The 24,615-nt window shown below is 65.9% G+C and carries 24 protein-coding genes and 2 pseudogenes; 8 read left to right on the top strand and 18 right to left on the bottom strand.

What is annotated here, in order from left to right; translation table 11 throughout:
- Positions 1 to 39: 39 nt before the first annotated feature.
- The 5 genes from I4J89_RS48050 to I4J89_RS48065 all read right to left on the bottom strand — a co-directional run bounded on the left by I4J89_RS48050 (position 40) and on the right by I4J89_RS48065 (position 4,368).
- Positions 40 to 462: a hypothetical protein gene (locus I4J89_RS48050; protein ID WP_230860822.1), complete on the bottom strand. Its 423-nt coding sequence runs from the start codon at positions 460 to 462 to the stop codon at positions 40 to 42.
- Positions 463 to 1,349: 887 nt separating this feature from the next.
- Complete coding sequence (locus tag I4J89_RS48055; protein ID WP_196420932.1) at positions 1,350 to 1,499, bottom strand: hypothetical protein; 150 nt, start codon at positions 1,497 to 1,499, stop codon at positions 1,350 to 1,352.
- Positions 1,500 to 1,972: 473 nt separating this feature from the next.
- Positions 1,973 to 2,107 (bottom strand): hypothetical protein, encoded by a 135-nt coding sequence (locus tag I4J89_RS51215; RefSeq protein WP_255522003.1) that lies wholly within the window; start codon positions 2,105 to 2,107, stop codon positions 1,973 to 1,975.
- Between the two features lie 567 nt (positions 2,108 to 2,674).
- On the bottom strand, positions 2,675 to 3,550 hold the full coding sequence (locus I4J89_RS48060) for an SMI1/KNR4 family protein (RefSeq protein ID WP_309238796.1): 876 nt from the start codon (positions 3,548 to 3,550) through the stop codon (positions 2,675 to 2,677).
- A 536-nt stretch (positions 3,551 to 4,086) separates the two neighbouring features.
- Positions 4,087 to 4,368, bottom strand: a complete 282-nt coding sequence (locus I4J89_RS48065; protein WP_196420933.1) for a hypothetical protein — start codon at positions 4,366 to 4,368, stop codon at positions 4,087 to 4,089.
- Between the two features lie 58 nt (positions 4,369 to 4,426).
- On the opposite strand from I4J89_RS48065, the gene I4J89_RS48070 reads away from it, so the two are divergent.
- Positions 4,427 to 4,795: an Imm8 family immunity protein gene (locus I4J89_RS48070; RefSeq protein WP_196420934.1), complete on the top strand. Its 369-nt coding sequence runs from the start codon at positions 4,427 to 4,429 to the stop codon at positions 4,793 to 4,795.
- 301 nt (positions 4,796 to 5,096) lie between these two features.
- On the opposite strand, the gene I4J89_RS48075 is transcribed toward I4J89_RS48070, so the two are convergent.
- The 3 genes from I4J89_RS48075 to I4J89_RS48085 form a co-directional block, all read right to left on the bottom strand.
- Positions 5,097 to 6,107 carry an NAD(P)-dependent alcohol dehydrogenase gene (locus I4J89_RS48075; RefSeq protein ID WP_309238797.1) on the bottom strand — a complete coding sequence of 337 codons (1,011 nt, stop codon included), beginning with the start codon at positions 6,105 to 6,107 and terminating at the stop codon, positions 5,097 to 5,099.
- A gap of 152 nt (positions 6,108 to 6,259) precedes the next feature.
- Complete coding sequence (locus I4J89_RS48080) at positions 6,260 to 7,237, bottom strand: tyrosine-type recombinase/integrase (RefSeq protein ID WP_309238798.1); 978 nt, start codon at positions 7,235 to 7,237, stop codon at positions 6,260 to 6,262.
- Positions 7,238 to 7,364: 127 nt separating this feature from the next.
- Positions 7,365 to 8,396 carry a hypothetical protein gene (locus I4J89_RS48085; protein WP_196420935.1) on the bottom strand — a complete coding sequence of 344 codons (1,032 nt, stop codon included), beginning with the start codon at positions 8,394 to 8,396 and terminating at the stop codon, positions 7,365 to 7,367.
- Between the two features lie 332 nt (positions 8,397 to 8,728).
- Between I4J89_RS48085 and I4J89_RS48090 the strand changes: the two are divergent.
- A pseudogene (locus tag I4J89_RS48090) lies at positions 8,729 to 9,439 on the top strand (IS6 family transposase).
- Here the strand turns inward: I4J89_RS48090 and I4J89_RS50690 are convergent.
- The 3 genes and pseudogenes from I4J89_RS50690 to I4J89_RS48100 all read right to left on the bottom strand — a co-directional run bounded on the left by I4J89_RS50690 (position 9,364) and on the right by I4J89_RS48100 (position 11,183).
- Positions 9,364 to 9,699 carry a hypothetical protein gene (locus I4J89_RS50690; RefSeq protein WP_230860823.1) on the bottom strand — a complete coding sequence of 112 codons (336 nt, stop codon included), beginning with the start codon at positions 9,697 to 9,699 and terminating at the stop codon, positions 9,364 to 9,366. The pseudogene I4J89_RS48090 and the gene I4J89_RS50690 overlap by 76 nt on opposite strands.
- The gene (locus I4J89_RS52165) at positions 9,612 to 9,911 is read right to left on the bottom strand and encodes a helix-turn-helix domain-containing protein (RefSeq protein ID WP_373688226.1); all 300 of its coding nucleotides are present in this window, start codon (positions 9,909 to 9,911) and stop codon (positions 9,612 to 9,614) included. The genes I4J89_RS50690 and I4J89_RS52165 overlap by 88 nt, the downstream gene beginning before the upstream one ends.
- 37 nt (positions 9,912 to 9,948) lie before the next feature.
- Positions 9,949 to 11,183: pseudogene (locus I4J89_RS48100) on the bottom strand (IS3 family transposase).
- A gap of 215 nt (positions 11,184 to 11,398) precedes the next feature.
- On the opposite strand from I4J89_RS48100, the gene I4J89_RS48105 reads away from it, so the two are divergent.
- On the top strand, positions 11,399 to 11,821 hold the full coding sequence (locus I4J89_RS48105; protein WP_230860824.1) for a hypothetical protein: 423 nt from the start codon (positions 11,399 to 11,401) through the stop codon (positions 11,819 to 11,821).
- A gap of 172 nt (positions 11,822 to 11,993) precedes the next feature.
- Here I4J89_RS48105 and I4J89_RS48110 read toward each other — a convergent pair whose 3' ends face one another.
- The 4 genes from I4J89_RS48110 to I4J89_RS51220 all read right to left on the bottom strand — a co-directional run bounded on the left by I4J89_RS48110 (position 11,994) and on the right by I4J89_RS51220 (position 14,663).
- Positions 11,994 to 12,440, bottom strand: a complete 447-nt coding sequence (locus tag I4J89_RS48110) for a lasso peptide biosynthesis B2 protein (protein WP_196420936.1) — start codon at positions 12,438 to 12,440, stop codon at positions 11,994 to 11,996.
- Positions 12,437 to 12,691, bottom strand: coding sequence for a lasso peptide biosynthesis PqqD family chaperone (locus I4J89_RS48115; RefSeq protein ID WP_196420937.1), 255 nt, complete (start codon positions 12,689 to 12,691; stop codon positions 12,437 to 12,439). The genes I4J89_RS48110 and I4J89_RS48115 overlap by 4 nt, the downstream gene beginning before the upstream one ends.
- Positions 12,688 to 14,199, bottom strand: coding sequence for an asparagine synthase-related protein (locus I4J89_RS48120; protein ID WP_196420938.1), 1,512 nt, complete (start codon positions 14,197 to 14,199; stop codon positions 12,688 to 12,690). The genes I4J89_RS48115 and I4J89_RS48120 overlap by 4 nt, the downstream gene beginning before the upstream one ends.
- Positions 14,200 to 14,540: 341 nt before the next feature.
- Positions 14,541 to 14,663, bottom strand: coding sequence for a hypothetical protein (locus I4J89_RS51220; protein ID WP_255522004.1), 123 nt, complete (start codon positions 14,661 to 14,663; stop codon positions 14,541 to 14,543).
- A gap of 370 nt (positions 14,664 to 15,033) precedes the next feature.
- Between I4J89_RS51220 and I4J89_RS48125 the strand changes: the two genes are divergently transcribed.
- The 3 genes from I4J89_RS48125 (at position 15,034) to I4J89_RS48140 (ending at position 18,990) form a co-directional block, all read left to right on the top strand.
- Positions 15,034 to 16,083 carry a hypothetical protein gene (locus tag I4J89_RS48125; RefSeq protein ID WP_196420939.1) on the top strand — a complete coding sequence of 350 codons (1,050 nt, stop codon included), beginning with the start codon at positions 15,034 to 15,036 and terminating at the stop codon, positions 16,081 to 16,083.
- A gap of 942 nt (positions 16,084 to 17,025) precedes the next feature.
- Complete coding sequence (locus I4J89_RS48135; protein WP_196420941.1) at positions 17,026 to 18,279, top strand: hypothetical protein; 1,254 nt, start codon at positions 17,026 to 17,028, stop codon at positions 18,277 to 18,279.
- Positions 18,280 to 18,489: 210 nt separating this feature from the next.
- Complete coding sequence (locus tag I4J89_RS48140) at positions 18,490 to 18,990, top strand: hypothetical protein (protein ID WP_255522005.1); 501 nt, start codon at positions 18,490 to 18,492, stop codon at positions 18,988 to 18,990.
- A gap of 642 nt (positions 18,991 to 19,632) precedes the next feature.
- Here the strand turns inward: I4J89_RS48140 and I4J89_RS48145 are convergent.
- A complete protein-coding gene (locus tag I4J89_RS48145; RefSeq protein ID WP_196420943.1) occupies positions 19,633 to 20,169 on the bottom strand; it encodes a hypothetical protein in 537 nt (178 codons plus the stop codon).
- Positions 20,170 to 20,418: 249 nt separating this feature from the next.
- Complete coding sequence (locus I4J89_RS48150) at positions 20,419 to 21,414, bottom strand: hypothetical protein (RefSeq protein ID WP_196420944.1); 996 nt, start codon at positions 21,412 to 21,414, stop codon at positions 20,419 to 20,421.
- Between the two features lie 197 nt (positions 21,415 to 21,611).
- On the opposite strand from I4J89_RS48150, the gene I4J89_RS48155 reads away from it, so the two are divergent.
- Positions 21,612 to 22,193, top strand: coding sequence for a DUF4240 domain-containing protein (locus I4J89_RS48155; RefSeq protein WP_196420945.1), 582 nt, complete (start codon positions 21,612 to 21,614; stop codon positions 22,191 to 22,193).
- A 269-nt stretch (positions 22,194 to 22,462) separates the two neighbouring features.
- Here the strand turns inward: I4J89_RS48155 and I4J89_RS48160 are convergent, their stop codons facing one another.
- Positions 22,463 to 23,692: a hypothetical protein gene (locus I4J89_RS48160; RefSeq protein WP_196420946.1), complete on the bottom strand. Its 1,230-nt coding sequence runs from the start codon at positions 23,690 to 23,692 to the stop codon at positions 22,463 to 22,465.
- 85 nt (positions 23,693 to 23,777) lie between these two features.
- On the opposite strand from I4J89_RS48160, the gene I4J89_RS48165 reads away from it, so the two are divergent.
- On the top strand, positions 23,778 to 24,365 hold the full coding sequence (locus tag I4J89_RS48165) for a GIY-YIG nuclease family protein (protein ID WP_196420947.1): 588 nt from the start codon (positions 23,778 to 23,780) through the stop codon (positions 24,363 to 24,365).
- Positions 24,366 to 24,615: the final 250 nt, after the last annotated feature.

Consider the following 24,615-nt stretch of genomic DNA (forward strand, 5'->3'; position numbering starts at 1 on the left):
AGCGAACTACCGTTCGATCGAGCAACTGAGTGCTGCGCTTCAGCTCGTTATACGGCCCTCGGCGGTATCGACCACAAAGCAGGCGCAGTCCAGGATCTCCAGGAGCGCGGCCCGGACCCGCCGGATCGCCTCCTCGTCCACGTCGAAGTGCAGTCGGCAGTCGCGCGGAAAGCCGAGGGCCGCGGCGGCCCGTTCGCCGAATTCGAGGGACAGCTCGCGGTCTATTAGGGTCCAGGCGCCGGGACCCGGTGCGGCCGATCCTGCGCTGTTGATCACCTCGTCCACCCAGCCGTCGTAGCGCAGGCGGATCAGCATGACGTGGACGCCGTCAGCGCCGAGGATCAGCGTGTGCTCGTCGTCGTCCTGCCGGACGTCGACCCGGTCAACGCGCAGTCTGATGCCGTCCACGTACGGACCGTACATCGGTGTCGCCTGCTCCCACGCCGGCGATACGACGGACATGCGCGCTCTGCGGCAGATCCGTGCGGGCGGCCGTCGGCGCAATCCGATCATGGGGTGCCTACCCTGGAGCGGTGCCGGGTGACGGTCTCATGTCGTGAGGTTCTCCCCGAGCGATGGCCGCCGCCAGGCACCCCGACGGTTCGTACGGCGAGCGCTCCGCACGATTGACGAGAGGCAGATTGGTGCGTTCGCTCGGGTGAGAGCCACAACGTTCGTCATGTCGTCAGCGGCATGCGAGGGCTTGCCTATGATCGGCACCAATTGTTGATCATGCCAGGCTGGGGAGGCGTTTCGGCTCATGGGCACGTCTTGATTTCGGCGGCGTCGAGTGGCCCTCGCCTGTGGTTGCATTCTGGCGGCGGTGACGGTCGGTGTGCTGATCCGGGGTGATGCCTCGCCGCGCGTGCCGGATCCCACGTCACTGCCGTTGCCGGCACCGACGATCCGCGCCGAGGACGGGACGACGTACACGCGTGTGGCGGTGGCATATCTGGACACCTCGAAGCAATCCGAGGTCGAGGTCGCCGTCCCGCCCGGCAGTACGCCGCTGAGCCTCTATGGTTCCTGCGCGCTGGCCCGACCGCGATCCGACGACGTTTCCGCAATAGGGATACGTACTCCTGATCCTCACGGTGACGAGCCCGTTTCGTGTGGGCTATCCCAGGTTATGCACATCGACCGATCCGCCCTGACCGCCAACGGCCGGTTGCGTCTGGTGCAGTTGGAGACCTTGGCAGACGCACCCACGACCGCGCCCGCGGCGTGGGCAGTAGCCGTCTACACCTGGAGCCTTCCGGACACGCTGGCGCCCCCACCCGCAGCCCGCAGGCGCCGGCCACTGTGGGATCGTATGGAACAACCGAGCGTTTAAGACTTGTGCAGGAGTATCACGGCGTGTGGCCTGCGCAGCGAACGGTGCAGATCAACGTTCCGACCAAGAGGTCGTACATCAGCTTCGTCTGCACGTCGGCGATCGCCGACCAGGAAATCAGCTTCAACCAGGCGGCCTGGCAGCTCATGGACTCCGACTCGATCACGTGCGAAAGCCGTCTACATCTTCATGGGATGCCGCGTTGGGCCTGCAAGGCGACCGGCCGACAACCGCGACGATCACGCTGGGCTTCGACCCCATTCTCAATCGGCGCGGCGGCTCCTGGACCGTGGCCGTATACAGCCCTTGACATCCGGGTCATATGTTGCGGAGTCAGCCAGCACCAGCCACCTCGCTCGACCACGTGTCGCGCATCAGCTGACGCCAGCTCTACGCCCAATTTATCTCCACTCCTGAACGCACTGTCATCGGCCAAAGTCGGATGTCAAGCGCCCGCGACCCCGGCCACGGCGCGTGACGTGCTCATTGGCGGCCAGCGTGCACGGACAGCGGCAGATCCGTGCGTTGTCTGGCTCGGTTGTCGAGCGTGGGTCGTGCAGGCATCGAGCCGTTGCCCTCGTCTACGACAGTGGAAGCATGCAGGTTTTCACATCCCTTGCCGGCGTGCTCGTAGGCGGACTACTCGTCGTGCTGACCGACATCATCCGACGGCGCTATGAGTGGAGGCGGATCCAACTCCAGCGCCTGCTGGACAATGGGGCTGAGTTGCTCGCTGTCCATCATCAGCTTGCCGGAGACCTGGTTGAAGCTCACGACTCTGGCGTGTCTCTGGCTAACGTGCACAGAGGTAGCGCAGACCGCTACAGAGTCGGTACGAGGTTCGCGGCCACGCCTGGAAGCGAGCCCCTCCTGGCCGACGTCGAGGAACTGCGGAATCTCCACCGATCACTACGGAGCGCCTTCGCTGAACCTGACCGATGGGACGGCGCCTTGGACGCCTACGTTGCAGCGATTCACGGGCTTGAGCGGAACCTGCGTGCCATCGGCGCTGGCAGGCGAAGCGGACTGGGCTGAGCTGGCCCTTCCGTAGCGGCTGCCATGTCCGGCCCTTCGCGCCTTCCCGTCGGCAGGCGCCCGCCCCGGGCGGGCCGAGTACACCGCGCGAGGGCTCGCCCGGACTACACCCATTACCGGCGGCAGATGTGCGCGTCGCATCAGACCGGGTCCAGGCAGCGGCAGGTATGAGTGAGCACAGCCTTCGGCGACGGCGCGGCCGTCGCGCTTCGCCTAGCTCGAGTCCTATGGTCTTCGCCCCGTCGTGGCTATCACCTGGGCCCGCCCTCTCACCGTCCCCGATCTGGCGGTCATGGGCGCGGCCGGTCAACGGCCGTAAGAGTGCGGACCGCCGAGCCAGCGGCTCAAATACTCCGATTGGATGTCGCCGGACAGCAGGTGGGCCAATGCGGTGGCGAAGCCTGTTCCGTACTGCTCCCAGAGCGGTCCTTCCTCCTTGAACATCACGGGCCAGTCGTCGGCGGACGTGCCGGGTTTGACGTGCCAGAAGAGGAAGTCGCCGTTCCCGGTGTGCCCCCAGGAAATCAGATTGTCGCCGGGCTCGAACCATGAGGGAATGTCTTCCCGGTCCGGGTTCCAGCGGGACGCGTCCCCCAATTGCCACTCCCGCCGCCAGTTGCCCCACCCGAAGAACTCCGCGCCGACGCACTCATGCGCGTAGGAGTTCTGCCCGACCAGGTCCGCCCACTCCTCGGCCGCGTCGGGGGCGCACACGTAAACATGGTCATCGACCAAGCCCGGGCCGTACGCGTCGATGAACGCCTTGTAGTCGCCGGGCAGTGCGGCGCCGAGCTCGGTCTCCACCGCCGACCAGTCCTTGCCGTTTCCGGCCGAATCGGCAAGGGGCGGCAGACCCAGAATCTCCGCCAGGTGCGCGGCGGCCTCGACCGGCGTCCGGCCCGTTTCGGCGAGGTCCGCGATGGTGCGCTCACCGGACACGATGTCATCCGGCCGGAGCAGGTCGCCGCCGGTGCCGCTCACGATGGTGTACGTCTCGGTGAGCTCGACGACGACCAGATCCACGTCGCGCCGCCGGCGGCCGTGCTCCTCGCAGGCAAGGCGGAAGTGTTCACCTGGCCGTGCCCAGTGCCGCGGGTGATAACCCGGCTCGCCCTCCAGCCGCCACCCGTCCGGGATGGCCTCGACGGAATCAACGGAGAACTCGAAACGCTCAGTACGCACAGCCCGTATCGTGCACGCCCTTCGGAACCCGCCCCGTACCGCCCCACCGCCCGATGGGATGCCCTCACGAATACTCAGAGCCGAGGACAGGCATCCTGCTGGCTGAGTCGCCTTTGTTCGCGGCAAATCCGTGCACCTGGTCTTGCTGGCCTTCTTGATCGGGGCGCGAGAATGAGCGAACGTCCACTGTGTTCCGGAAGGTGCGTTCAATGCAACGTCGATTCGCCGAGTACCGCCCGGTGTCGCGCTGGCGTGCACGTCTTGCCAATGTCCGGCTGTTCCGGAGCGTGCAGCTCAATCCGGCCGGTTGGGCAGTGGTCATGGCGTTGTTGGTGAGTGGCGCCGCACTCGGGTACGTCGGCAGCCGACTCCTGCATGTGCCCGGCGCACCGGCATCTCTCGGTTGCGCCTCGATGGTCCTGAGCTGCCTGGTCATAGTCGATCGGCGACGGAACGCTCGGCTTCGGTAGTGCGGTCAGCTTCGGATAGATCCCACACCCCGGATCGCGGCGCATCCGTGCGCCCATTTGCTGGATTCAGACAATCTCTTGAGCCGGTCTACCGGAAAGTTCCTGCTCGCGACGAAGCACTATCCACCCGAGGTTCTGCTCGACCAAGGCGATCGCCAGTCTTCGCAGAACCTGTCGGGAGTTGGGCGTGTCAGCCACGATCTCGACGTCGAGATGCCATCCGGTCTCGCCCGTACCGGCTCCGGTCACCTCGCCGTCCGTTCCGAGCGCGTCGGCGAGCAGGTCCTCGACGTCATCGCGGTCGATGTGGTCGGGTAGAAGGCGACGTCCGATGACCTCGATGAACACGCCCGCGATGGTACCCAGTCGCGCATGAACAGCGGCACGAGCGGACGTTTAGTACGGCATGATCAACGGTGGGCGAGCTGCCCTCAAGAGCCTTGACCTTGATCCCGACCCGTCGACGCTTCCAGGCGATCCGTCCGAGTTCGCGTTGATCGCCCGCATGATCGTCGGCCCGCCCGACTCGCCGGGCGAGGAGTCCTTCGACGTCACCGTCTGCTCGCCGGAATGGCTGGCCAAGACCTGTCGTGAGGTCGGCGGCATCTACAACGCACGACACCATGTGGTCGTTCGCGTGGAAGACTTCGACGTGCGCAAGCTCCGAGCTTGGCTCGCGGCGAGGGTGAACGAGGTTGAAGCCGACACCTGGTCGGAGATCGGCGAGCGCCTGGGCAGGGTGGGCTATTGGGAATTCGAGGACTACCGAACCTGACGTCCGCTCATCGACACGATAGCGCCCCGGCGGCACTGAGCGAGCTACACGCAGCGGGATGTCGTGCTGAGACGCCCGCACACGATCGGCGGCAGATCCGGATACTCGTTGCGGCCCAGGATGGCGGTAAAGGCGACGTTCGGCGCGCCGTTGCTGTGGGTTCGCCTGCCGCGGATGGCGAACGAGTCGTCGAGGCGATGAGCGCGCCGAGGGCCACCGCGTTCGAGCGGCCCCGCTGTCCCGCCGGGCGAGATGTCTGAGATCCGGTTGCCGAGTAACCGGACGCGGCGCGGCACGGCGGTCAGGTCACTGTCACGACGACCTTGCCGCGGGCGCGTCCCTCGCCTACATGGGCCAGGGCCTCGGGGACCTGGTCGAGGGTGAAGGTGCGGTCGATGTGGACGGCGAGGTCACCCGTTACGCAGAGGTCGGCGACCGGTCCGAAATGCGCCGGCCCTTCCTTGACCGCGAGCACGCCGAGCCGGCGGTGCGTGAGCCAACCGGCCACCGAGCCGATCGTCAGGACGCGCAGCAGCGTCCGCACCGATCCGCCAACGCACCGATAACGACCGCCCGGCGCCAGTGCCCGACGGTAGGCCAACACCGATCGATGCGCCACCAGATCGAGGATGAGATCGTACGGACCGCTGCGAGTGAAGTCCTCACTCCGGTAGTCGATCACCTTGTCCGCGCCCACCGACCGCATGAAGTCGAGCTTGCTCGCGTTGTCCACTCCGGTCACCTCGGCGCCGAGACGCTTGCCGAGCTGAATGGCGAATGAACCGGAACCGCCGCCGGCACCGTTGATCACAATCCGTTGCCCGGCCGCGGCGCCGCCGGTCCCCTGCTGCGCGATCGCGCCCGCCTGCGGAACCGTCGACGCCTCGGCGAAGGTCAGCGCCGTGGGCTTGTGCGCCAGCACCGACTCGGGGGCGATCGCGTACTCCGCGAAGCCGCCCTTGAGCATGAGGTTGTCGCCGTAGACCTCGTCACCGGGCCGGAACCGGGTGACGGCCGGACCGACGGCGTCGACCCATCCGGCGATGTCCGAACCCAGCGTCCGGCGCGCCGGTGTTCGAAGCCCACCGATACGCGAATACAGCGGCGAACCTCGCAGGGTCTCCCAATCGCTGAGGTTGATCGATGTCGCCGCGACCTTGACCAGCACCTGCCGGCCCGAAGGGGATGGCTTGGGAAGATCTTCAATCCGCAACACGTCTGCAGACCCGTACCTGTCGTACACGACCGCCCTCATCCGCCCACCCCTCACCTCGGTGAAGCACACCAGCCTCGTACCCGGCACGCCCAGCACCAGCGGCCTCGCCCTTCTGTAGCACGCCGGGTCCACGAGAATGGCCTCCGATGGCGACGGCCCGTACACCCGGTCAACCACGGCTGGGTCCGGCCCCCGCACGCACTCGCGCCGACTTTCGACTCCCGCTTCCAAGCCGTCCCAGCGCGCGGTCATCGGCAGAGTCGCGCGTCAGGTTCATGTTCCGGAGGCCATGTAGGCGGCCAGGATGTAGTTGGGGTGCCGGTCGAGGTTCCGCCGGCGCGGTCGTAACGCATGGTGGTGCGTGGGTCTGCGTGGCGGGCGGCGATCTGCACATCGCGCAGGCTGACACCGGCGTCGAGCATGGTGGTGACGAAGGTGTGCCGCAGCATGTGCGGGTGCATCCTCGGCATCCGGATCCCGGCACCGACAGCCAGCTGCTGGAGGCGGCGGGTCGCGGCGTGCCGGTCCAGCCGCCGGCCAAGCATGTTGCGCAGGATCGGCCCACTTTCGCGCTCGTCGACCGCCCGATCGACGGCGCGGGCAACCGCGGGCGGCAGCGGGACGAGCACGACCTTGCCGCCCTTGCCGCGCACCCGTAAGACGCGGTGGCCGTGTTCCTCGCCAAGGTCGCTGATGTTCAGGCCGCAGGCCTCGAAGATCCGTAGCCCGAGCAGCCCGAGCAGGGCCACCAGCGCGAAATCGTTGATGTTAGTCGACAGCCGGGCGGCAGTGATCAGCGCTTCGAACTGCAGATGGCCGAGGCCCAGGGTCGGCGACTCCACCGGCACCCGAGGACGGCGTACGTAGTCGGCTGGCGAGTACGGCAGGACCTGGTCGATGACGCAGACCCGGTAGAAGACCACCACGACCGACAACCGGCGCGAGACCGTCGAAGGCTGATAGCAACCCTCGTCCTGCAGCCACCGCACGTACCGTTCGATGTCCGCTCGCACCGCGGCCAAGACATCGAGATCCTGACGGGCGCACCAGCGCAGGAAGACCCGCAGATCCGACTCGGCATGCAGCCGAGTCTGGCCCCGGTAACGGCCCAGATAGGCGGCGACCGCCGCCCGCAACACCACATGATCAGAGAACGTGCTTCCCGACTCCGAATAAGAAGTAGCCATGCTCCACGCTGCGTTACCACCGTCGATGAACGCCAGCACGCCCGGAGCGGCAGATCCGGATACCGAAATCAAGATCCTCTGAGGTCCGGTTAGAGCAGCGACGCCTGCACTAGCCGCATTGTCCTCGGCGGGCGCAACGACCACGACGAGGGTCCGTCGAACATCATCAGACAGGCCCGGCTGCCTTGAACCGAGGCGCACGAGTGGGAAACCGGGACGGGAACTGGGGTAAACGTTCGGCACCGGACAAGAGCACCACGGGGAACTGGAGGAGGCCTCCGGACACGTCGCGATCCGGCATACCTGGTGCTGTGACCTTCAGACCGTTCCACCGCGGGAACAGAATGGCGGATACCACAACCTCGTCGGGCGTGGTGGTCAGCGGCAAGGTTTGGTGCCAGCTGCCGGTGACGGTCAGTGGGCCGAACTGCGGCTTCGACAGCTCCTCCGGTGCGATCAAGGTGAGGTAGTCGTCGAAGGTTCCGGGGCCGTAGTTCTCCATCAGCCAGCGGTAGTCGTCTGGCATGTCGACCTCAATGTGCGCCGAGATGGCCTCCCAGTCGACTGGGTGGTAACCGTGCGGCGGACCCGCCAGTTGCGCGAGCCGGCCGGGCAGGTCGGCACCGTAGGCGAGGCTCACTTCGAGGACAATCGGTAGGTCGGGGCCTTCGTGTACGACGGCAACGGCTACCGCCCAGTGGCCGCTTCCCAGCAGAATTCGCTCGCCGTAGTCGGCGCGCAGGTCGATGGCAAGCGGGTCAGCCGGGGGCAGGCCGAGCAGCCCGGCCACGGTCCGCATGGCCGCCTCCGCGTCAAGGTAGAGCTGGTCGCGGGCGGCGTTGTAAGACTCGTCAATGTCGTAGTCGCTGTAGTCCACCTCCTCGGGACAGCCGAAGTCGTGCAGGTCGACGTGAATCGCAGTGGTGCCCCAGTCGGCGAACACCGAGGCGGTCAATCCGTCAGCGGTGAAACGGCCTGGCCGTTCGGTAACCCACCCAGCATCGGTAAGGATGTCGGCGAGCCGTTCCGAAGACGGGAGATCGACCACAGGAGCCAGACGGGACGCCAGCGCGGTGACGCGCTCGACAGCCGTCCGGTACGTGTCAGCTCCAACCACACCGGGATAGTAGAGGCCAGGAAGCCAAGCACCGAGGTTCCAGTCCTGGCTCGAACCTTGATCCGGCATCTCCTCGTCCAAGAGGCCGGCGTACCCGCTTCGGCTCGATCGCGGTACCGGATCGCGGCTAATTAGAGGCAGCTAGTGGAATCCCCGTCCCCGTATCGACGCTCATCGCTGAGCGACATGACCTTGACACAGCGCAACCATCAACAGCGGACCGGCGCCGGGGATGCTCGCCAACCGAAACCCGGGCGGCCTCGACGTGCAGCTGGTTAAGGTGTCTGCTACATCGCTGGCTTGCTGTCGTCGCGATCGTTATGCCCGCGGGATCACTTGCTCCGACAGGCAGCTCCGGCGTTCCTGGGGGCTCTGTTGCGTCGGCTGTCAGGCAGGATTGACCGGTGAAGTCCATCGCTCAGTCTCGTCCGTGGTCTCCTTCCCGGTCGGCGTTCGCCGGCTTCCGCTTCCCGGCCGAGGTGATCGTGGTGGCGGTGCGCTGGTACCTGCGGTACGGCGTGTCGTACCGCGACGTCGAGGAGTTGTTCGCCGAGCGCGGGATCGACGTCGACCATGTGACCGTCTAACGGTCAGTACAGCGGTTCACCCCGCCGCTGAGCGACGCCGCCCGATTCGCTCGGCACTCGCCGGGTAACCGGTGGTTCGTCGACGAGACGTACGTCAAAGTCAACGGCGTGTGGCGCTACGTCTACCGGGCCGTCGACCAGCACGGACAGGTCATCGACGTGTTGCTCTCGACGCGCCGAGACGCCGCAGCCGCTCGTCGGTTCTTCACTCGCGCGCTACGGATGCTGAAGGCGATCCCGAGCGAGGTGGCCACCGACGCCGCACCGGTCTACCCGGCGGTACTCGAAGAACTGGTTCCCTCGGCCTGGCACCACGTCGAGCAGTACGCGAACAACCCGATAGAAGCCGATCACGGTGAGCTCAAGTGCCGGCTGAGACCAATGCGCGGACTGCAAACCGATCGAACGGCGCAGGTGGTGATTGCAGGCCACGCCTTCGTGCAGAATCTGCGACGCGGCCACTACGAACTCGGAGTCGACGCCCACCCCGCGCTACGGACCGCCGCGGCATTCACCCAACTGGGCCGGGCGATCTGAAGCCTGCCCTGGCCGAGTTCAGCGCGGCCGCTGATCTCGCAACGCAACAACGCCCTGCGTAGGACCTCGATGCCTTCGCTGGTGAACACCTCGTCGAACACGTCGGTGTACTTGGTGTCGCGGTCTCGGATCAGGAACCGGAACTGCCCGGCCCGCTCCCCCAGGTCCAGCATCAGGTTACGGGCCTGCTGCGCCACCCACTCCCCGCTCGGATGGACGGTCGCGCCGAGGACGTGCACCCGCCGGGTGCCAATCTCCATCGCGGTGCCGGATCCACCCCGGCCCTGGTCAGGATGGACCACACGGTGCTGACCGCCACCCGGTATCCCAGGCCGACCAGTTCGCCCTGGATTCTGCGATGGCCCCAGCTCGGATTCTCCTTCGCCAGGCGCAGCACCAGCGCCTGGATTGCCGCCTGAACCGGCGGACGGCCCGGCCGGCGTCGGGGATAGGTCCAGTTCCGGGCGATCAAGTCGCGGTGTCAAGCCCTGGGTTTGATGGAGAGTTGGTTAGCTGGTTTTCAGGTATCCGGTGACCGGCTGGGCCATTGCGTGTAGTGCCTCGTGTTCGGCGGGTGGGACGTGCCCGAGCTCGCCGTGCAAGCGCCGGTTGTTGTACCAGTCGATGTACTCGACGGTGGCCATCTCCGGGTTGTCGAGCCCGCGCCAGGGCCCCTTGTTGCGGACGAGTTCGGCCTTGTAGAGGGAGTTGAACGCTTCGGCCATGGCGTTGTCGAAGGCGTCGCCCTTGGAACCGACCGAGGCGACGGCGCCGGCCTCGGCGAGCCGCTGGGTGTAACGGATCGCTCGATATTGGACTCCCCGGTCCGAGTGATGCACGAGTCCGTCCAGGTCAGCGCCTTGATTCTGGCGGCGCCAGATGGCCATCTTCAGCGCATCGAGGGCCAGCTCGGTGTAGAGACTCGTGGACACCTGCCAGCCGACGATCATGCGGGAGTGCACGTCCAGGACGAACGCGGCGTACACCCAGCCCACGCTGGTACGCACATACGTCAGGTCGGCGACCACAGCTGGTTCGGGCCGGCCGTGGTGAAGTCACGCCTGACCAGGTCAGCAGGCCGGCTGGTCTCGGCCGCGGGCCGGGTCGTCCGCGGTGACTTGTCGCGGAGCAGCCCCCCGCAGCCCGGACTCTCGCATCAGCCGCTCGACCGTGCACCGGGCCACCCGGACACCACGGCGCAGCAGCTCCTTCCAGATCTTGCGGGCCCCGTAGACGCCGTAGTTCTCGGCGTGGATCCGCTCGATCATCGCGGTCAGTTCGTCGTCGCGCCTCGATCGGGCGCTGGCGGGGCGGGTCTTGGCGGTGCAGTAGGTCGACGGTGCGATCTGTGCCGGCGTGTCTTGGAGTGCCTGCAGGACCGGCTGGACACCGTGTTCGGCCTGTTGGGAGTCGACGAAGTCGGCCTTCATCGCGACGGACGGTCCAGCTCCGCCGCGAAGAAACTCGCCGCGGACTTCAGGATCTGGTTCGCCCGCCGCAGCTCACGATTCTCCCGTTCCAGGGCGGCGATGCGGTCCGCGTCGCTGCTGGTAGTGCCCAGACGGTCGCCGGCGTCGGTCTCGGCCTTCTTCACCCACGTGCGCAACGCCTCCGGATGAACCCCGAGCTGACTGGCGATCCGCCGGATCGCTCCGACCGCGGACGCCGGATCCCGGCGGGCCTCAACCGCCAACCGGGTCGCACGCTCACGCAGCTCATCGTTGTACTTCTTCGGTGCGGGCATCGCTGGTGTTCCTCCCAGGTTTCGATGTCTCCATCAAACCCGGTGCGGAACAACCTGCAGACCAAGGCCCGTGCCTGTAATCGGCGGATCCTGGATGCTGAACGTGTCGGTCAGGGCTGTGTCCTCGCGGCTCCAGCCTTGAGCGGACCGCGCACCCCACGCTGGATGCGGCGGGTGGTAGGACCCCGGCCCTGCGGTTCGGCGATCCCCGGGTCATGGCCCTGACCGGCGCCCTCTGCCACACCCTGCTCGCCGCGACCGGCTTCACCAACAAGCACCTGCGCGTCCTGATTGCCGGGCTGCTCGGCAGCGACTACCGCCCCAACCAGATGACCTACGACCTGCGCCGGCTACGCCTCAACGGCCTGATCCGCCGACTCCCCGGCCACAACCGCTACACCCTCACGCCCGACGGCATCCGCATCGCGATCTTCTACACCAAGATCTACCACCGGCTGCTCGTCCCGTTCACCAGCGCCGATCAGCCGCAAGCCCACCCGAACTCCGCGCCGCCCTCACCACCATCACCCAGCACGTCGACCATTACGCCACCCGCGCCCGGCTGCCCCGCGCCGCCTAAAACTTGCCTCAATCATGAAGATTCTGGAGACCAAAAATCGCTAGGACTGGAGCGATGAACTGGCCGGTGACTCGGTGAACGGCCCGCGAACGAGCCGGTCACCAGGTCAATGGTTCGTCGCCACCGAGCAGGCTTCAAGCTGTGGCTATCGGCCACCGCAAGGTCTGATGTTGTGTCCACAACGCAGAGACGATATGCAGTGGCCGTCCTCGTTCCCGCGGAATCCCAGGTCACATCAGGAGCGGCGGCTGCCGTACTAGGGGCGCTACACGGAGCATGCAGACGTAGACCTCCGAGACTCCGGGCTCGCCGACGCTGCGGCCTTCGGCTTCGATCCAGGCGTGAGCGGTGAACGGAGGCGTCTTGCGCACACCGGCGCACCATGTCGGCCATGCGCCGGACATCCGGCAGAGAATGGTCACCGCCAGCGATCGTTGCAGGCACGCCTTAAGGGCGTTCATGCCGAGGCTGGCGCTCAGCACCCGGTTGCGGGCTGCCTCAGCCTCTGCATAGGTCGCCGTTCGGGCGCCCCGCCGTAGGACACCGAGCACCCGGGTCAAGAGCGCGGGCGGAAGAGGCCGCAACAGGTGGGCGATCGTGATCGCGACCCGGGTGACCACGCGGCGGCGTAGAGAAGGATCCCGGCTGCCCCGCCGGACCGACATCTCGAACGTCATCGGAACGCCCCAGCCGCCTGCATTTCGGCCACCAACGACCGGACGTCCTGGCAAGCGCGTTCGAAATCCACGTCGAACCGCTCGGCGAGAACCTTCGCCGTCGCTTCGACGTCGTCGTTCTCGAGCATCGCCTTGATGATCGCCGTCCCGGTTGGATTGAGCTGCCAGTACGTGCCCCGGCGCTGATTTAGCAGGACAGCGCCGTACTCCGTCTCGTTAAGGACAATGTCGTCGTGCAATCGCAAGGTCACCGGACCCCCAGCATGTCGGAAACGTGGACGGGCGAAGGCAAGCCTCGGAGCCAGGACTCGCACGCGAGCGTGCTGAACAGCGCGCCGTCCACGAGTTCCGGAGCCGACGGCGACGCGCAAAGGCGGCGCAACATGTCCGCATCGACCAGGCCGATCTCGGCGAGGCGTGAGTCGTCCCAGATTTCCGTGAGCCCGGCTCGCTCGTTACGCAGGCCCTTGGCGCCTTCCGCCGAGCCCTGTGCCTTGGTTTGCCGCTCCAGGCACTCGTCCGGCACGATGCCTCGCACCGCCTCGGCCAGCAAAGGCTTGTACGCGTACGGGGAAATCCGCTCCTCGCTACGGACCGCGAACACCGCCTCGGCGACGTGGTCATCGAAGAAGGGTGCGGCCAGCGAGACGCCGGCGGAGCGCGCCATCATGTCCAGGGCGCTGATGTCCCGAGCGCCGGTGCGTAGGGAGTAAAGGTCGAGGTGCAGACCCCGGTCGGCGGCCAAGGGACCCGCCGACTCGGCGGCGTGCCGAATCGCCGCGCCAATGATCGAGCGCGCCTCGGGCGTCAGCCAGCGCGGTACCCGGATGTCCGGCACCCAGCCGAGCCGCGGGCGGGTGATGTTCACGGGCGGCGGGTCCTCGATGTTCACCGCCAGCATGGCGGCCCGCCATGAACGGTGGTCAAGCAGTTGCCGGATCAGCTCCGTGCGGCGCCAGGAGAAGAGGGCACGAAACCCGCGCAGGTCACGAACCGCCCGCCGAGGCGCCCGCGCTATGAGTCCGTGTAGGTGGGCCGGCGTGCCCGTGAAGAGGTGGTCGCCGCCGAAACCGGTGAGGTGAAGCCGTGATCCCGTCTGTCCAATCCGCCGGAATGCGGACAGTGCGCGCCCGCGGAAGACCGCGAGCACGGAAGGCTCATCCAGCTGGTACTGGCCCATAGCCATATCCGCGTACGGGAGCGCTACTTCGCTGGGCGGCAGCAGCAGGTGCTCACGCAACGGCAGCTTCGCTGCGGCCCGCTGAGCCCAACCCAGCTCGTCCGAGGCCCCGTCGTCGCTGTACATGGTGCAAGCGGTGAGCTCGGCGCCTTGGCGAGCCGCCAGGAACGCCACGGATGTCGAGTCGTAGCCACCGGACAGGTCCGCGCTCATGTGGCCGCCGCGCCCGAGCCGGGCGGCAACTGCGGCCACCAGGGCGGCACGGACCGCCGGCGCTCCCGCTGCCAGACTGAGCGACTGCTCCGGAGCAGTCCACCACTGCCGGTGCCGGACACGCCGTCCCGAGTCGGTCACGAACAGGTAGGCGTCCGGGGCGACAGCGCTGACACCGTCCCACATCGGCGTCTCGCCCAAGGGATACAACAGCGGTTCGAGCAGCCGCACCGCCACGGCGGCCATCGACGGCACCGCGCCGATCAGCCGGGCGAGAAGGTTCGCGTGGCTCGCGGCCACGGTACAACCGTTGATCTGTGCTTGAAAGACACGCCGCCAACCAGAGGCGGTGCCCTGCACACGCATGTGGTCACCGGCCGCGGCCACGATGTGGAACGAGCCGGAAAGGTCGTGCAGCCGGTTCAGCTCGGTGACCGTGGCGCCACCGGACGTCTGACGGGTCAGCTCAGCGACCGTGGCATTGGTCTCGCCGAGCAGGACAGCTCTGGTGGATCCGTCGATGGCAGCCACCAGCTCGTCCGTGGACCATCTTCCGATGATCCACGGACGGCCGGACGGATGGCGAAGGGTCCGGATCCCTGGCGCCGTCAGTGCGGGATGCCGGGCAACACCGGACAACGCCTCGTTGTCCGGAAGAACTACGAAAGAGGGAGGTCCGTCGGGGCCAGGCATCCGCTACTCCTTACTCAGACGTAACGCCCGAGCCACCACTCGCCGTCGATCGCGAAGACCGAGACTCCGGTCAGCTTACGGAATTTCCCCATCTTGATGAAAGACGGGCTTTCGTACTGTTCCTTGTTAGAATTCATTCGCATCCTCCTGTCGAATATTCCGGCCGGTAAATGAAGGCTATACAGGCAGGCGAGAGGTGAGCTACCGACCATAGGAGATTGCGAAGCACTATTGACTCCGCGGCAGAAGGGCTACGCGAATAACGGCCCGAAACCAATGTGACTGTGTGATGTTCCATGATCCAGACGTCGGGGAATGCGGCGGACGCGATACCAAAGAATCGTCGGGCGCACACGCCGCTACTTTCGGGCTCCCCGCCCGACGGCCAGAAGTGCGCGCTTCCCCGATTGATCTGGACTTGCCCGCGTGTGGCGCACTCCCGGCCCGGATCTTGAAGGCCTAGGCGGCGGGGGGAAATTTGATCGACGTTGGGTAGCGTCTGCCGCCATGAGTGTTGTCAACCGCCGTACTCGCGCCGGCGCGAACACCGGTCCGGCCCGATGGTGGTTGGTGGCAGGTCGACTCGTGCTTTTGGGGTCAGCGGCCGCGTCAGCGGTGGCGTGGGCGCTCGGCGTGACCGTGCTTCAGCCGCTGAGCGAGCCGACGGGCCCGGACGCCTTCGCCGAGGACAACACGTACTGGGCTCGGGAGCTGCGCTGGGGTGCGCTGATCGCCCTGCTTCTGGTGTTGATCCTGCTGGCACGTGGTGGCCGCTGGACCACCTGGGGCGTGCTGGTTAGTGGCTGCGCCTGGCTGGCGGTCGACGTCGGCCTCGACCGGATTGACTACAATTCCGACAGCACAAAGCTCGGAATCGGTGCGGCCGCGGCAGCGCTGATCTGTTGTGCCGTCGTGATGGTTGTCCCGGCAGTGCCTCGTCCGAACGCGTTGCTCGCTGTGGCGATGGTGGCTGCGGTCGCATCCGGGATGGCGACGGCCACCGAGTCGCCAACCGACGTCGAGCCCGCACTCAACACGGGCAGTGCCGCAGTCGGTTCCCTGCTGGCGCTGGTCGCTGTCGCTGCCGCGGTGCAAACGGCTGGTCCGGTCGACCGGCCAGGTGTTCGCACGACGGTTGCGGTCGGCATCCTTGCTCTGGCGACGCCGTGGCTACTGCGTCATGTCTGGCCGCAGCCGAGCGGAGCCCGGCTGCTCGTAACGTTCGCGTTCGCCGTCCTGCTGGTGGTCGTTGTCGTCGCGCTCGCCAAGACCCGTCCTGGTCCTCGGCAAGACCGATACAGCTACGGCGTGGTGGCGGCCATTGCTGTTGTCGCGCTGCCGATGATGCTTTGGCCGCTCGCGCTGCTCGCCCTCGTCGTGCAGATCGGCAGACCGTTCACCGAACTCGCCGCCAACACACCGATCCACAGTGCAGACGCAGATGCCGTGATGATCGTCTTAACCATCCCGATGGGACTGATCCTCGCCCGTACGTTGCGGAACTTCGTGTTTGACCAGCCGGCCAGCGCGCCGGGTCGTGATCTTCGCAGGGGATGATGCCGAGCACCACGCGGCCTAGTTGATCCGAGCATCAGGAAGCGCGGTCGCGCCCCGGCAGACACGTGACTTCGAAGGTATGGCGCTGAGGTAGCCAAGGATCTCGTCGTCGACTTGCGAGGCAAGCCGATAGAGACGATCGATGACTTTTGGGAGGCGGTATCAGACCCGTGCGGACTTCCGCCCCGGTTCGGGCGGAATGTCGAGGCCTGGCTCGACACAATCCAGAGGCGAGCAATCTCTGGTGTCATCGACCATCATGACGCATTGATAGTCCACGTCGACCGAGCAGGCTTCTTCTCCCGCTCGGATCGTAAAGTAAGAGACCCCAAGTGGGCCTTCGCCGGCCGCCAGTCGCAGCTTGTGATTCATCAACCGGCCCAGCCGGTCAGCGAGACGTGAGTCGACCGGCAGACCGGGGCGCTCCCGGCATCCCGTCATCGGAGTTGAGGACACACGCGCGTCTTCGGTGCCAGTTGCTGACGGTGCCCAAAGGTCAGCGGGGCCGCGCGCGATCAGCGGCAAATCCGGACGGCTGATCTCGGGTGGTGCTGTCGTTGGGGCTAGTCGGCACGGCGAGGCGGCGGTGTTGCGAGCGTTACAGCTTGCCGACGTCAACCGAGTCCGAGGCGTTGTAGACCCGACCGATGGCCGTCGTCGACGGCCGCGATCATCGAGCCGATTAGGCTTGACCCCTCGGAGCCGAATCCTCGAACGGCCTCCGTCTCCCCTGACAGAGGCCGTTCCCTTTGCGGGCCCGGCACCTGCTGACCGTATGTCCGGGTCATGCCTTGCTCGGCTCCATAGGCGACATCTCCGCAATTACGGAGAAGTCACCTGACGTGGGAACTGTCACGATGCCGTTACGGGGGCAGGCCGAACGGGGGCTCGCCCAATGCTTCGGGGGAGGACACCGGCGTGAAAAGGTGCCACATCTGCGGAATGCTGAACGACGAGACGCGCCCGACCTGCGAGCGCTGTCAGTTCCGGCTCCATGACGAACGGGACTACCTGGCCCGCATCACCCCCGACGACGTGCCGGCCGCCGTCGCCGAACGGGTGGTGGGCGCGTTGAACGGGATGGCCGACGCCGAGCGGTTCCGGCAGGCGGCACCGCTGGTCGACCGCGCCGTGCCCGGGCAGCCGAGCCTCATCGACAACCTGCTGGACAGGCGCCCGGCCGGCGGTTTCACCGATCTGGCCGCCGTCGCCGGCACGCCGGAGCTGAGCAGCGGCCGGTTCAGCGAGCTGGTCGCCGCGCTCGGCGTGGACCGGCAACCGTACGAGCCGGAGTTCGCCCGCGGCTCGACCCAGCCCAGTCACGGGACGTTCTCGGCCAGCCGCACGGAGCTGGACTTCTCCTACCAGATGCTCACTCCGGGCGCCGGCGAGGTGAAGGTCCTCCAGGGAGCCCGCTGCTCGGCCTGCCGCACCAACGTCCCGTCGTTCAACGACGAGACCAACTCCTGGGAGGCGCGGCTCCAGATCACCCGGCTCATCATCGACGGCGGCAACGCGGACGCCACGGTCAACGTGACCATGGATCACAGCCTCAACCCGTTCGATTTCATGAAGCCGGTCGACCGGGACGCACCCACCTTCCAGTTCCCAGCACTGATGCAGCTGAACAACAACATGATCCTCAAGGTGCGGCCGGCCGGGGGCGAGACGCTGACGCTGGTGTCCCGGGACGCACCCGTCCAGGTCGGCATCATCCACCACTGGCCGCCGTACGGGATGCGCCTGCACTCGGTCGGCACGACCGACTACCACGTGCTGGGCGACCCGGAAGCCACGCCGGTCCTGCGGGTACTCGACGGCACGACGTTCCTCACCGGCCCGTCGAACTTCCTCAACCACCGGGCCGACATCGTCCGGCACCGCTACACCCCGCCCGAGGCGCCCGGCCGGCTGCCCTCGGTCGCGCTCAGCTGGAAGCCGGTGCCGCCGGGAGACGAGTACGAAAGGGAGGCCGACTACTACCACGTGTACCGCGGGATCTCGGAGGACTCCTGGAGCAACGTGAGCGGCCCGGTCAGCCGCACCGAGTGGGTGGACCTGACGGCTCCGCCGGTCGCCGGGGCGCTGTCCTACCGGGTCGTACCGGTCTGGGTGACCTCCATGGGCGAGATCTTCGAAGGGTTCCCCGGACAGCCGCTACGGGTCGAACCGGCCGGCTCCTCCGCCCGACAGTGATCCCGCTCCCATAGCAGACCGAGCAGCTCGCGAGCGCTTCTCCACACACATCTGGGCTATCCACAGCTGGCCGGGACGGGCGTTGTCTCGGCGTAGCCCCAACCGGGACGGTGGGCGCCTCAACCGCCCACCGCCCGCGTTGGAGAGCCACGACGCCCGTCACTCGCCTGCCCCTCGTCGTGACCGCCGACCCCGACCTGCTCGGGCGATCTGCTCCGGCTCACCGCCGCCGGCGGCACGAGGTCGCCGTCGCTCCCGACCCGGCCGCGCCCGCTCGCGGTATGCGTCGAGGTCTTCATGACCGACACCGACTTCGCCAAGACCAACAAGCGGCGCATCGCGCACAGCGGCCAGGCCTTCGCCAACCCCCGCAACGCCGCCGCCGGTGCCTTGCGCGTCCAGGACCGGGCGTACAAGGCACCGCTGTCGTTCCTCGCGTACGCCATGCACGACGTGCCCGGCGACGGGCTGCGCCACGCCGAGGCGATGACCGCGATCAGCCGCCCCGGCGTATGCCCAGTCGAAATCCTCGACCAGGGAACCGTCGGAGAACTCGGCAGGCGCGGCAGTCTCGCCCCGACAAGCACCACGCTGCCTCCAGCCCTCTGCCCTCGCGACGACATTCCGTCCTGGCAACCAGCGCCAATACGCAGCAACCATGAGCCGACGCCACGTAGCGGGAGGAACCACCGCTGTGGTCGCGCCGGATAACTTTGCGTAGTGACCGGATCGCGGCAGATGCGGACGTTCGAGATCACGTGGGTGGCGTCAGGAGTAGAAGCCGGTCCAGTACGACGCATGTGCTCCTGATACTCGTCGTGGAAAGGGGTTCCCTTGTATCGGTTAGCAACCACACGCGTGTGATCGATGAGTGTGCCGATAGCCGCAACGACGTTGTGTAGTCGGCGATCGAACTCGTCCAGATGAGCGGTTTGTTCCGCTTCGTAGGCACCCGTGTTGTTAACAAGGGTCACTGCTTGCCGCCAGTCGCCTTCTGGCCCGGCAAGCAGTTCGTCGAGTTCGCGGACGTTCCGGCGAGGACTCCGTGCGTCCGCCGCAATCTACTCCACGTGGCCTGGGCTCGGGTGCCGGGATGCTCCGCGATGCGCGCCCGAAGAACCTGAAGTCTGGTGTCCCTCACCGGGCTATCATGCAGGACTCGTTTTGTGTGGCCGTGGGCCACACAAAACCAGTTCGCCGACCGCATTACGATGCGCTACGGCCGTGCCCACAAGAACCACGACCGCCACCCAACTGCATCTTCGCTGCCTTCATCGGCTCCGGAGCGCCGTCATTCCCAGCGCATGCTTCGCCGAGAGAGGCGCGCTCCGACGTGGCGAACCCGCGCGTTGATCACTTGCACTCGTCGCGGGCATCATACGAATTCAGGTCGCGGCACATCACCAATGCGAACCGATGGCGTGCGGCTTCCAATTCTGGCAACCTAATATCCACTTCTCCGGTCTGATCGTTAGAGACCACTGACGCCCTTACTGCGTCCGCTTCTTTCTTTGCCTCGTCGGTCGCATATACGAACAGCGAAGCGTACTTATCCTCAAGCTTCTGCACAGCGTCTGGCGCCAAGTTCCCGCAGCTCAACGCATAAAGAGTTTTCTTTCCGAGAGCGCCCGCAGCGCCAGCTGCGGCCTCAGATTGGACCCGACAGAGTGCCTCGTCGAGCTTAATCCCCGCAAGGTCACCGGCCGCAGTTGCGTACTCGGTGTAAGCAACGACCCTCAGCTCCTGGACTCGTGCTTCGCGAGCCGCGTCAAGCTGCGAAGACTGCGCCCATATCACCGCTACCGTGGCGAGGACTCCGGTAAAGCCCGCGGCGAAACAAGCGATCCAGACGCCTTTGACGGTTGCCCGCGCACCTTCGTCTGGTGGCATAGGCGCCATGATTGCAACGCTCGAGATTGGGCTCCCGCCGGTAACCGCGGAAGCCACCCGCCAGGGTGATCCTCCCTATCAAAGGAGCACATTCCGACCTACTCACATGCCGCTGTCCGAGCGCGCTGGCCGCCAACGAGCACGTCACGCGCCGTAGCCGGGTCGCGGGCGCTCGACGTCCGACTTTGCCGATGAGAGCACACTCAGCCAGATAGGGCGTCTATTGCCTGGGAATGTGGTTTCAATCGGTCAGCGAATCGAAGTATCGGCACCTGGTCCTTGGGTGTTATTGCTGGCAATAAAGATGCTCCATCCCATCCATCCGATGAACAGAAGAAATTCGATCCCTAATATGAGGTCAACATTAGTTAAACTACTGATTTCAGATGGGACAAGGACTTGCCTTAAAGGGAGTAGGGCCAGTACCCCAACTGCCGTTTCCGTTGACAACGCCACTGAATTGTCGCGCAGTCGGAGGCTTGACCAAGCCAAAGCGAAAAACAGTATAAGTGGCGAGAGCGCAAGCGTGTAAACCCACCAACGCTGGGTCTCGCGGCGTTCCAACAGAATGTTGAAGTAGGGATTGCCGATACTTCCAGATATGGAATATAAGCGCAGGCCGGAACCGAGAAGAACCGACGCGGACGGCCGATCCATTCCTGCTCCTACGTCGAAGAAGTAGACTATCGCATAGGAATCTCCGGGAAAAGTGCTCGGCTCGCCCCACGCGTCCAGCTCCAACGGAACTTTGACCTCAGACTCGGAATCTACTTTGGGGACTAGCGGAACCTCGAGTTTGATAGTAGTAAACAATGAGCGCAGCGTAAGTTTCGTAGATTTTGGCAGAGCAGAGCCGTAATACTGTCTAGCATAAGCGGTTTCATCGATAAGTCCTGCAACGGTCCCGCGGATTGTTCCCCGCTTTGCGTCGAACTCTGTGAATGCAAAGCGAAGGTGAATAAAGGAGGTTTCGCTACCAGATGCGAACGATTCTTCGTATCTAGGCCGGATTTCCTTTGCCTCTGGTGGGCCACCGCCGCCGCGATCCTGGTGAAATAGGTAGTTGGCATCGTTGTGCTGACCTAAGAGCTGCCGTGCGGACAAAATTAGCCCCAAGGCAAGAACCAGAATGCTCGCTGCCGCCAGCAGGACAGGCAGGATTAGGGCGGGCTTGGCTCGAAGAGTCGAAAGCAGCCGCGATGCGCTGCGTAGAGAATCTCCCCAGAGCTCACTGATGGTTCGCAAGCTTGACCCGCATCCTGATCTTGTCAATCGAACTCTTATTGGGCAACACGGAAAGAGTAATGCGCAAACGATCACAGCGTACTCACATGCCGCTGTCCGGGCGCGCTGGCCGCCAACGAGCACGTCACGCGCCGTAGCCGGGGTCGCGGGCGCTTGGCATCCGACTTTGCCGAAGAGCGGATGTTTACGCTGCCGCTGTGGGCGTAGACGATTTCTGGACCTTCATCGAGCTCTCGCGCCGAGCCGGACCCAAGCCCGGCGACCGCGAGGCCTTCATAGCCCACAGGCTCAGCCGAATCTCCCGCTCCCACCTGCTCGACTTTGTCCAGCACCTGTCCGCGACCCGGGAACCGGCCAACACATATCGCCTTTGGCGAGCCGCAGACATCCTCATCGAGGGCGGCTGGAGCACCGACGGATTTCACTACTTCCAGATGTGGCTCGTCGGGCTCGGCCGCACAGCGTACGAGCGAGCGATCGCCGACCCCGATAGCCTCGCCACGGTTCCGGCCGTGCAGCGGCTGGCGTTGCTCCCACGTCCTTGGCACGACGACGACTACCCCACGTGGGAGTCCCTGGAATACGTGGCCTGCGAGGTCGGCGACCAGCGGGCGGACATCGACGGAGACGTCCGCGACGTCGTGGCCGAGGAGCGCGCCGTAACGCTACGCACAGATCCCAATCCTGACGACCTCGACTGGGCCCTACTCAACACCGAAACGGTGGCCCTGCGTTACCCCCGCCTATGGGCGCTGTTCAACGAGCACGGCATCGCATAGGTGCCCTACACGTGTCCGCTTCTACCGAGAAGAGTGCGCCCGAGTTCGGCTCTACGGATTAAGTCGTAGCTCAGCCGCGCATCATTGCGTGGGCAATCTGGGGCCGGCATGGAGCACCGTAATCTTCGCCGAGTGTGTCCGCTGTTAGTGGTGAGCGTTCAATCTTGGTGGATCGGCTTCGATGATCCGCCGCCTCGACCGCGACAACCCGGCCAACGGCAACGTCGACGGACCTTCACCACGCCAGACTGATGCCCTCCCTCAAACACTCATTTAGAGGGCGGGGCCAGGTATGCCGTGGAGAACGGCTCGTGCCGGGCGCGCATGTCGGCGTATGCGGTGAGCAGCAGCGGAGACACCACGATGCTCGAGATGATCGAGAAGGCCGCCGAGATGACCGCGGCGGTAAGAGCTAGTCCGACGTCCACGCCGTCGTCGCTGAGGTTACTCGGTGTCACGAGGTAACTGGAGAGAACGGTTTCCACCAGGCCGAACGCCAGCATGATGCCGACGATCGTGGCCACCCGGCCGATCGCCGCGCCGAAGTCTGCGTGGAACAACTTAAAGGCGCGACCGATGCCGTTCCCCCGTTCCAGCAGGACGATCACCGGGAGCACCAACATGACCAGCGCCATGTAGAGGCCGGGCAGGACGCAGAGCACCAGCCCCACCACGATGAGCAGGCCGGCCAGGAAGCCCCAGCCGAGCATCGCGGGGGCACGGCGCAGGCCGGTCATCAGCGCCCCGCCTACCGAGACCGGCTGGCCGGTGGCGCGCTGCACCAGGATCTGAATGGTGGCGAGTTGGGTGACCAGGCTCAGCAGCGTCGCGACCAGAAAGGCACCGAGAATGGTCAGCAGCACCGCGAGGACGTCGCCGGTGAACTCGACATTGGTGCTCGTCTCGGTCTCAGCGGGTGCGAGGTTGATGACGACGCCGAGGAGGACCAAAGGGAAAGCCCAGATCAGCTGGACCATGGCCATCGGACGCCAGGCGGCCGAGAAGAGGGCGAAGGCCCTGCTCCACCAGCCGCCGAAGGTGGGGCTCACCAGGGGGTCATCCGGGCTGGCGTACCAGCCGAACTGGGGGCCGTAACCCGGCGGCGGCGCGCCATAGGGGTACTGGGGCTGGGACGCCGGGCCGTAGCCGGGCGGAACCGAACCGCCGGGCCAGCCGTACGCAGGCGGGCCCGACGGAGGCTGGTTGTAGGGGTTGGCCGGGGATCCGTAGCTCGAGGCTTGACCGTGCGAGGGCGGGCCGTACGGAGGCTGGTTGTAGGGGCTACCGGGGCTGGCGTAGTTCGGAGGCTGGTAGCCGGGGGGTCCATACCCCGGGGGTGGCGCCGTGGGGTCGCTGGGCGGCGGCAGGGTAGAACCGAGGTCGCCTTCGGGGTTGCCGGACGGTGTCCCGCTGCTGTTGTGGGGCTGGTCGTCGTCTGGCCGGCCGACCGGGTTCTCGCTCAACGTCGTCCTATCCTCAATCAAGATCAGCGGCGACACAGTAGCGCCAGAATGCAAGATCAGGAGGCCACTTACGACGTGCAAGCGATCCTAATCGAGACGTGCGAGACCTAGCATTGCCGCGATGACTAGTTCCGGAACGCGACCCGACGACGTCCCGACCGACCGAGCCCGGACCGAAGAGGCGCTGCGGCTGCTCTCCGGCGTGCCGACCGGACTCGATGTCGCCGTCAAGATGCTCAGCCGTGGCGGTGGTGTCTACGCCTGGTGGGCTGCTCCGTCGATCTTTCCCGACTTGCCCGGGCCGTCGAATTTAAGCGTCCCCTCGCTGCGGCTGCTGTACCTCGGGCGGGCAACCAGCCTGCGGGGCAGGATTCTACGCAACCACCTGAGGCGTTCGGGTAGCTCGACACTGCGCCGTACGTTGGCCGGGCTTCTTACCTGCGAGGGCTACCGGACGACCTGGACCGACCGTGTTGTCCTGATTCCTGAGGACGAGTCACGGCTGACCGCATGGATGTACACGCACCTGCGCTTGACCTGGGCCGAGGACCCGGAACCGGCAACCATCGAGGCCGAACTCGTCCGGCGTCTACACCCGCCGCTCAACGTCCATGGCGTCGACCCCGAGCACATCCAGCCGGCCGTGGTCGCGGCCAAGAACTCGTACAACGCCAGCAGTCGCCCAACCGAGCGCCCGCCAACGCTGTAACCGGTTGCCCGGCATTCGTACTGGTACCTTTGCGCATTCGTGCGCGATTCCGCGCTGTGTCGCGCCGGCTGGTAACCCGCCGTGCAGCTGACGAAGTTCCGTCAGCTCCCGATTCTGCCGAGAAGCGGATGCACGGATGAGATCACCGTCGATGATCGTTATCGTGACGGCATGACAACTGGATCCCGCCTTGCGGTGGTGTCGGGTGGCGGAACCGGCATCGGTAAGCAGATCGCTCGCATGTTCGCCA

It is taken from the genome of Actinoplanes aureus (assembly GCF_015704865.1).
Taxonomy (GTDB): Bacteria; Actinomycetota; Actinomycetes; order Mycobacteriales; family Micromonosporaceae; genus Actinoplanes; species Actinoplanes aureus.

Excerpts from the sequence above, each read along its gene's own strand:
- I4J89_RS50690 (WP_230860823.1), bottom strand. The coding sequence starts at position 9,699 with ATGGAGATTGGCACCCGGCGGGTGCACGTCCTCGGCGCGACCGTCCAT.
- I4J89_RS48105 (WP_230860824.1), top strand. The coding sequence starts at position 11,399 with ATGGCCCTGACCGGCGCCCTCTGCCACACCCTGCTCGCCGCGACCGGC.
- I4J89_RS48070 (WP_196420934.1), top strand. The coding sequence starts at position 4,427 with ATGATCAACGGTGGGCGAGCTGCCCTCAAGAGCCTTGACCTTGATCCC.
- I4J89_RS48120 (WP_196420938.1), bottom strand. The coding sequence starts at position 14,199 with ATGCGTGTGCAGGGCACCGCCTCTGGTTGGCGGCGTGTCTTTCAAGCA.
- I4J89_RS48145 (WP_196420943.1), bottom strand. The coding sequence starts at position 20,169 with ATGCCACCAGACGAAGGTGCGCGGGCAACCGTCAAAGGCGTCTGGATC.
- I4J89_RS48050 (WP_230860822.1), bottom strand. The coding sequence starts at position 462 with ATGTCCGTCGTATCGCCGGCGTGGGAGCAGGCGACACCGATGTACGGT.
- I4J89_RS48110 (WP_196420936.1), bottom strand. The coding sequence starts at position 12,440 with ATGACGTTCGAGATGTCGGTCCGGCGGGGCAGCCGGGATCCTTCTCTA.
- I4J89_RS48165 (WP_196420947.1), top strand. The coding sequence starts at position 23,778 with ATGACTAGTTCCGGAACGCGACCCGACGACGTCCCGACCGACCGAGCC.
- I4J89_RS48125 (WP_196420939.1), top strand. The coding sequence starts at position 15,034 with ATGAGTGTTGTCAACCGCCGTACTCGCGCCGGCGCGAACACCGGTCCG.
- I4J89_RS51220 (WP_255522004.1), bottom strand. The coding sequence starts at position 14,663 with ATGAATTCTAACAAGGAACAGTACGAAAGCCCGTCTTTCATCAAGATG.
- I4J89_RS48135 (WP_196420941.1), top strand. The coding sequence starts at position 17,026 with ATGCTGAACGACGAGACGCGCCCGACCTGCGAGCGCTGTCAGTTCCGG.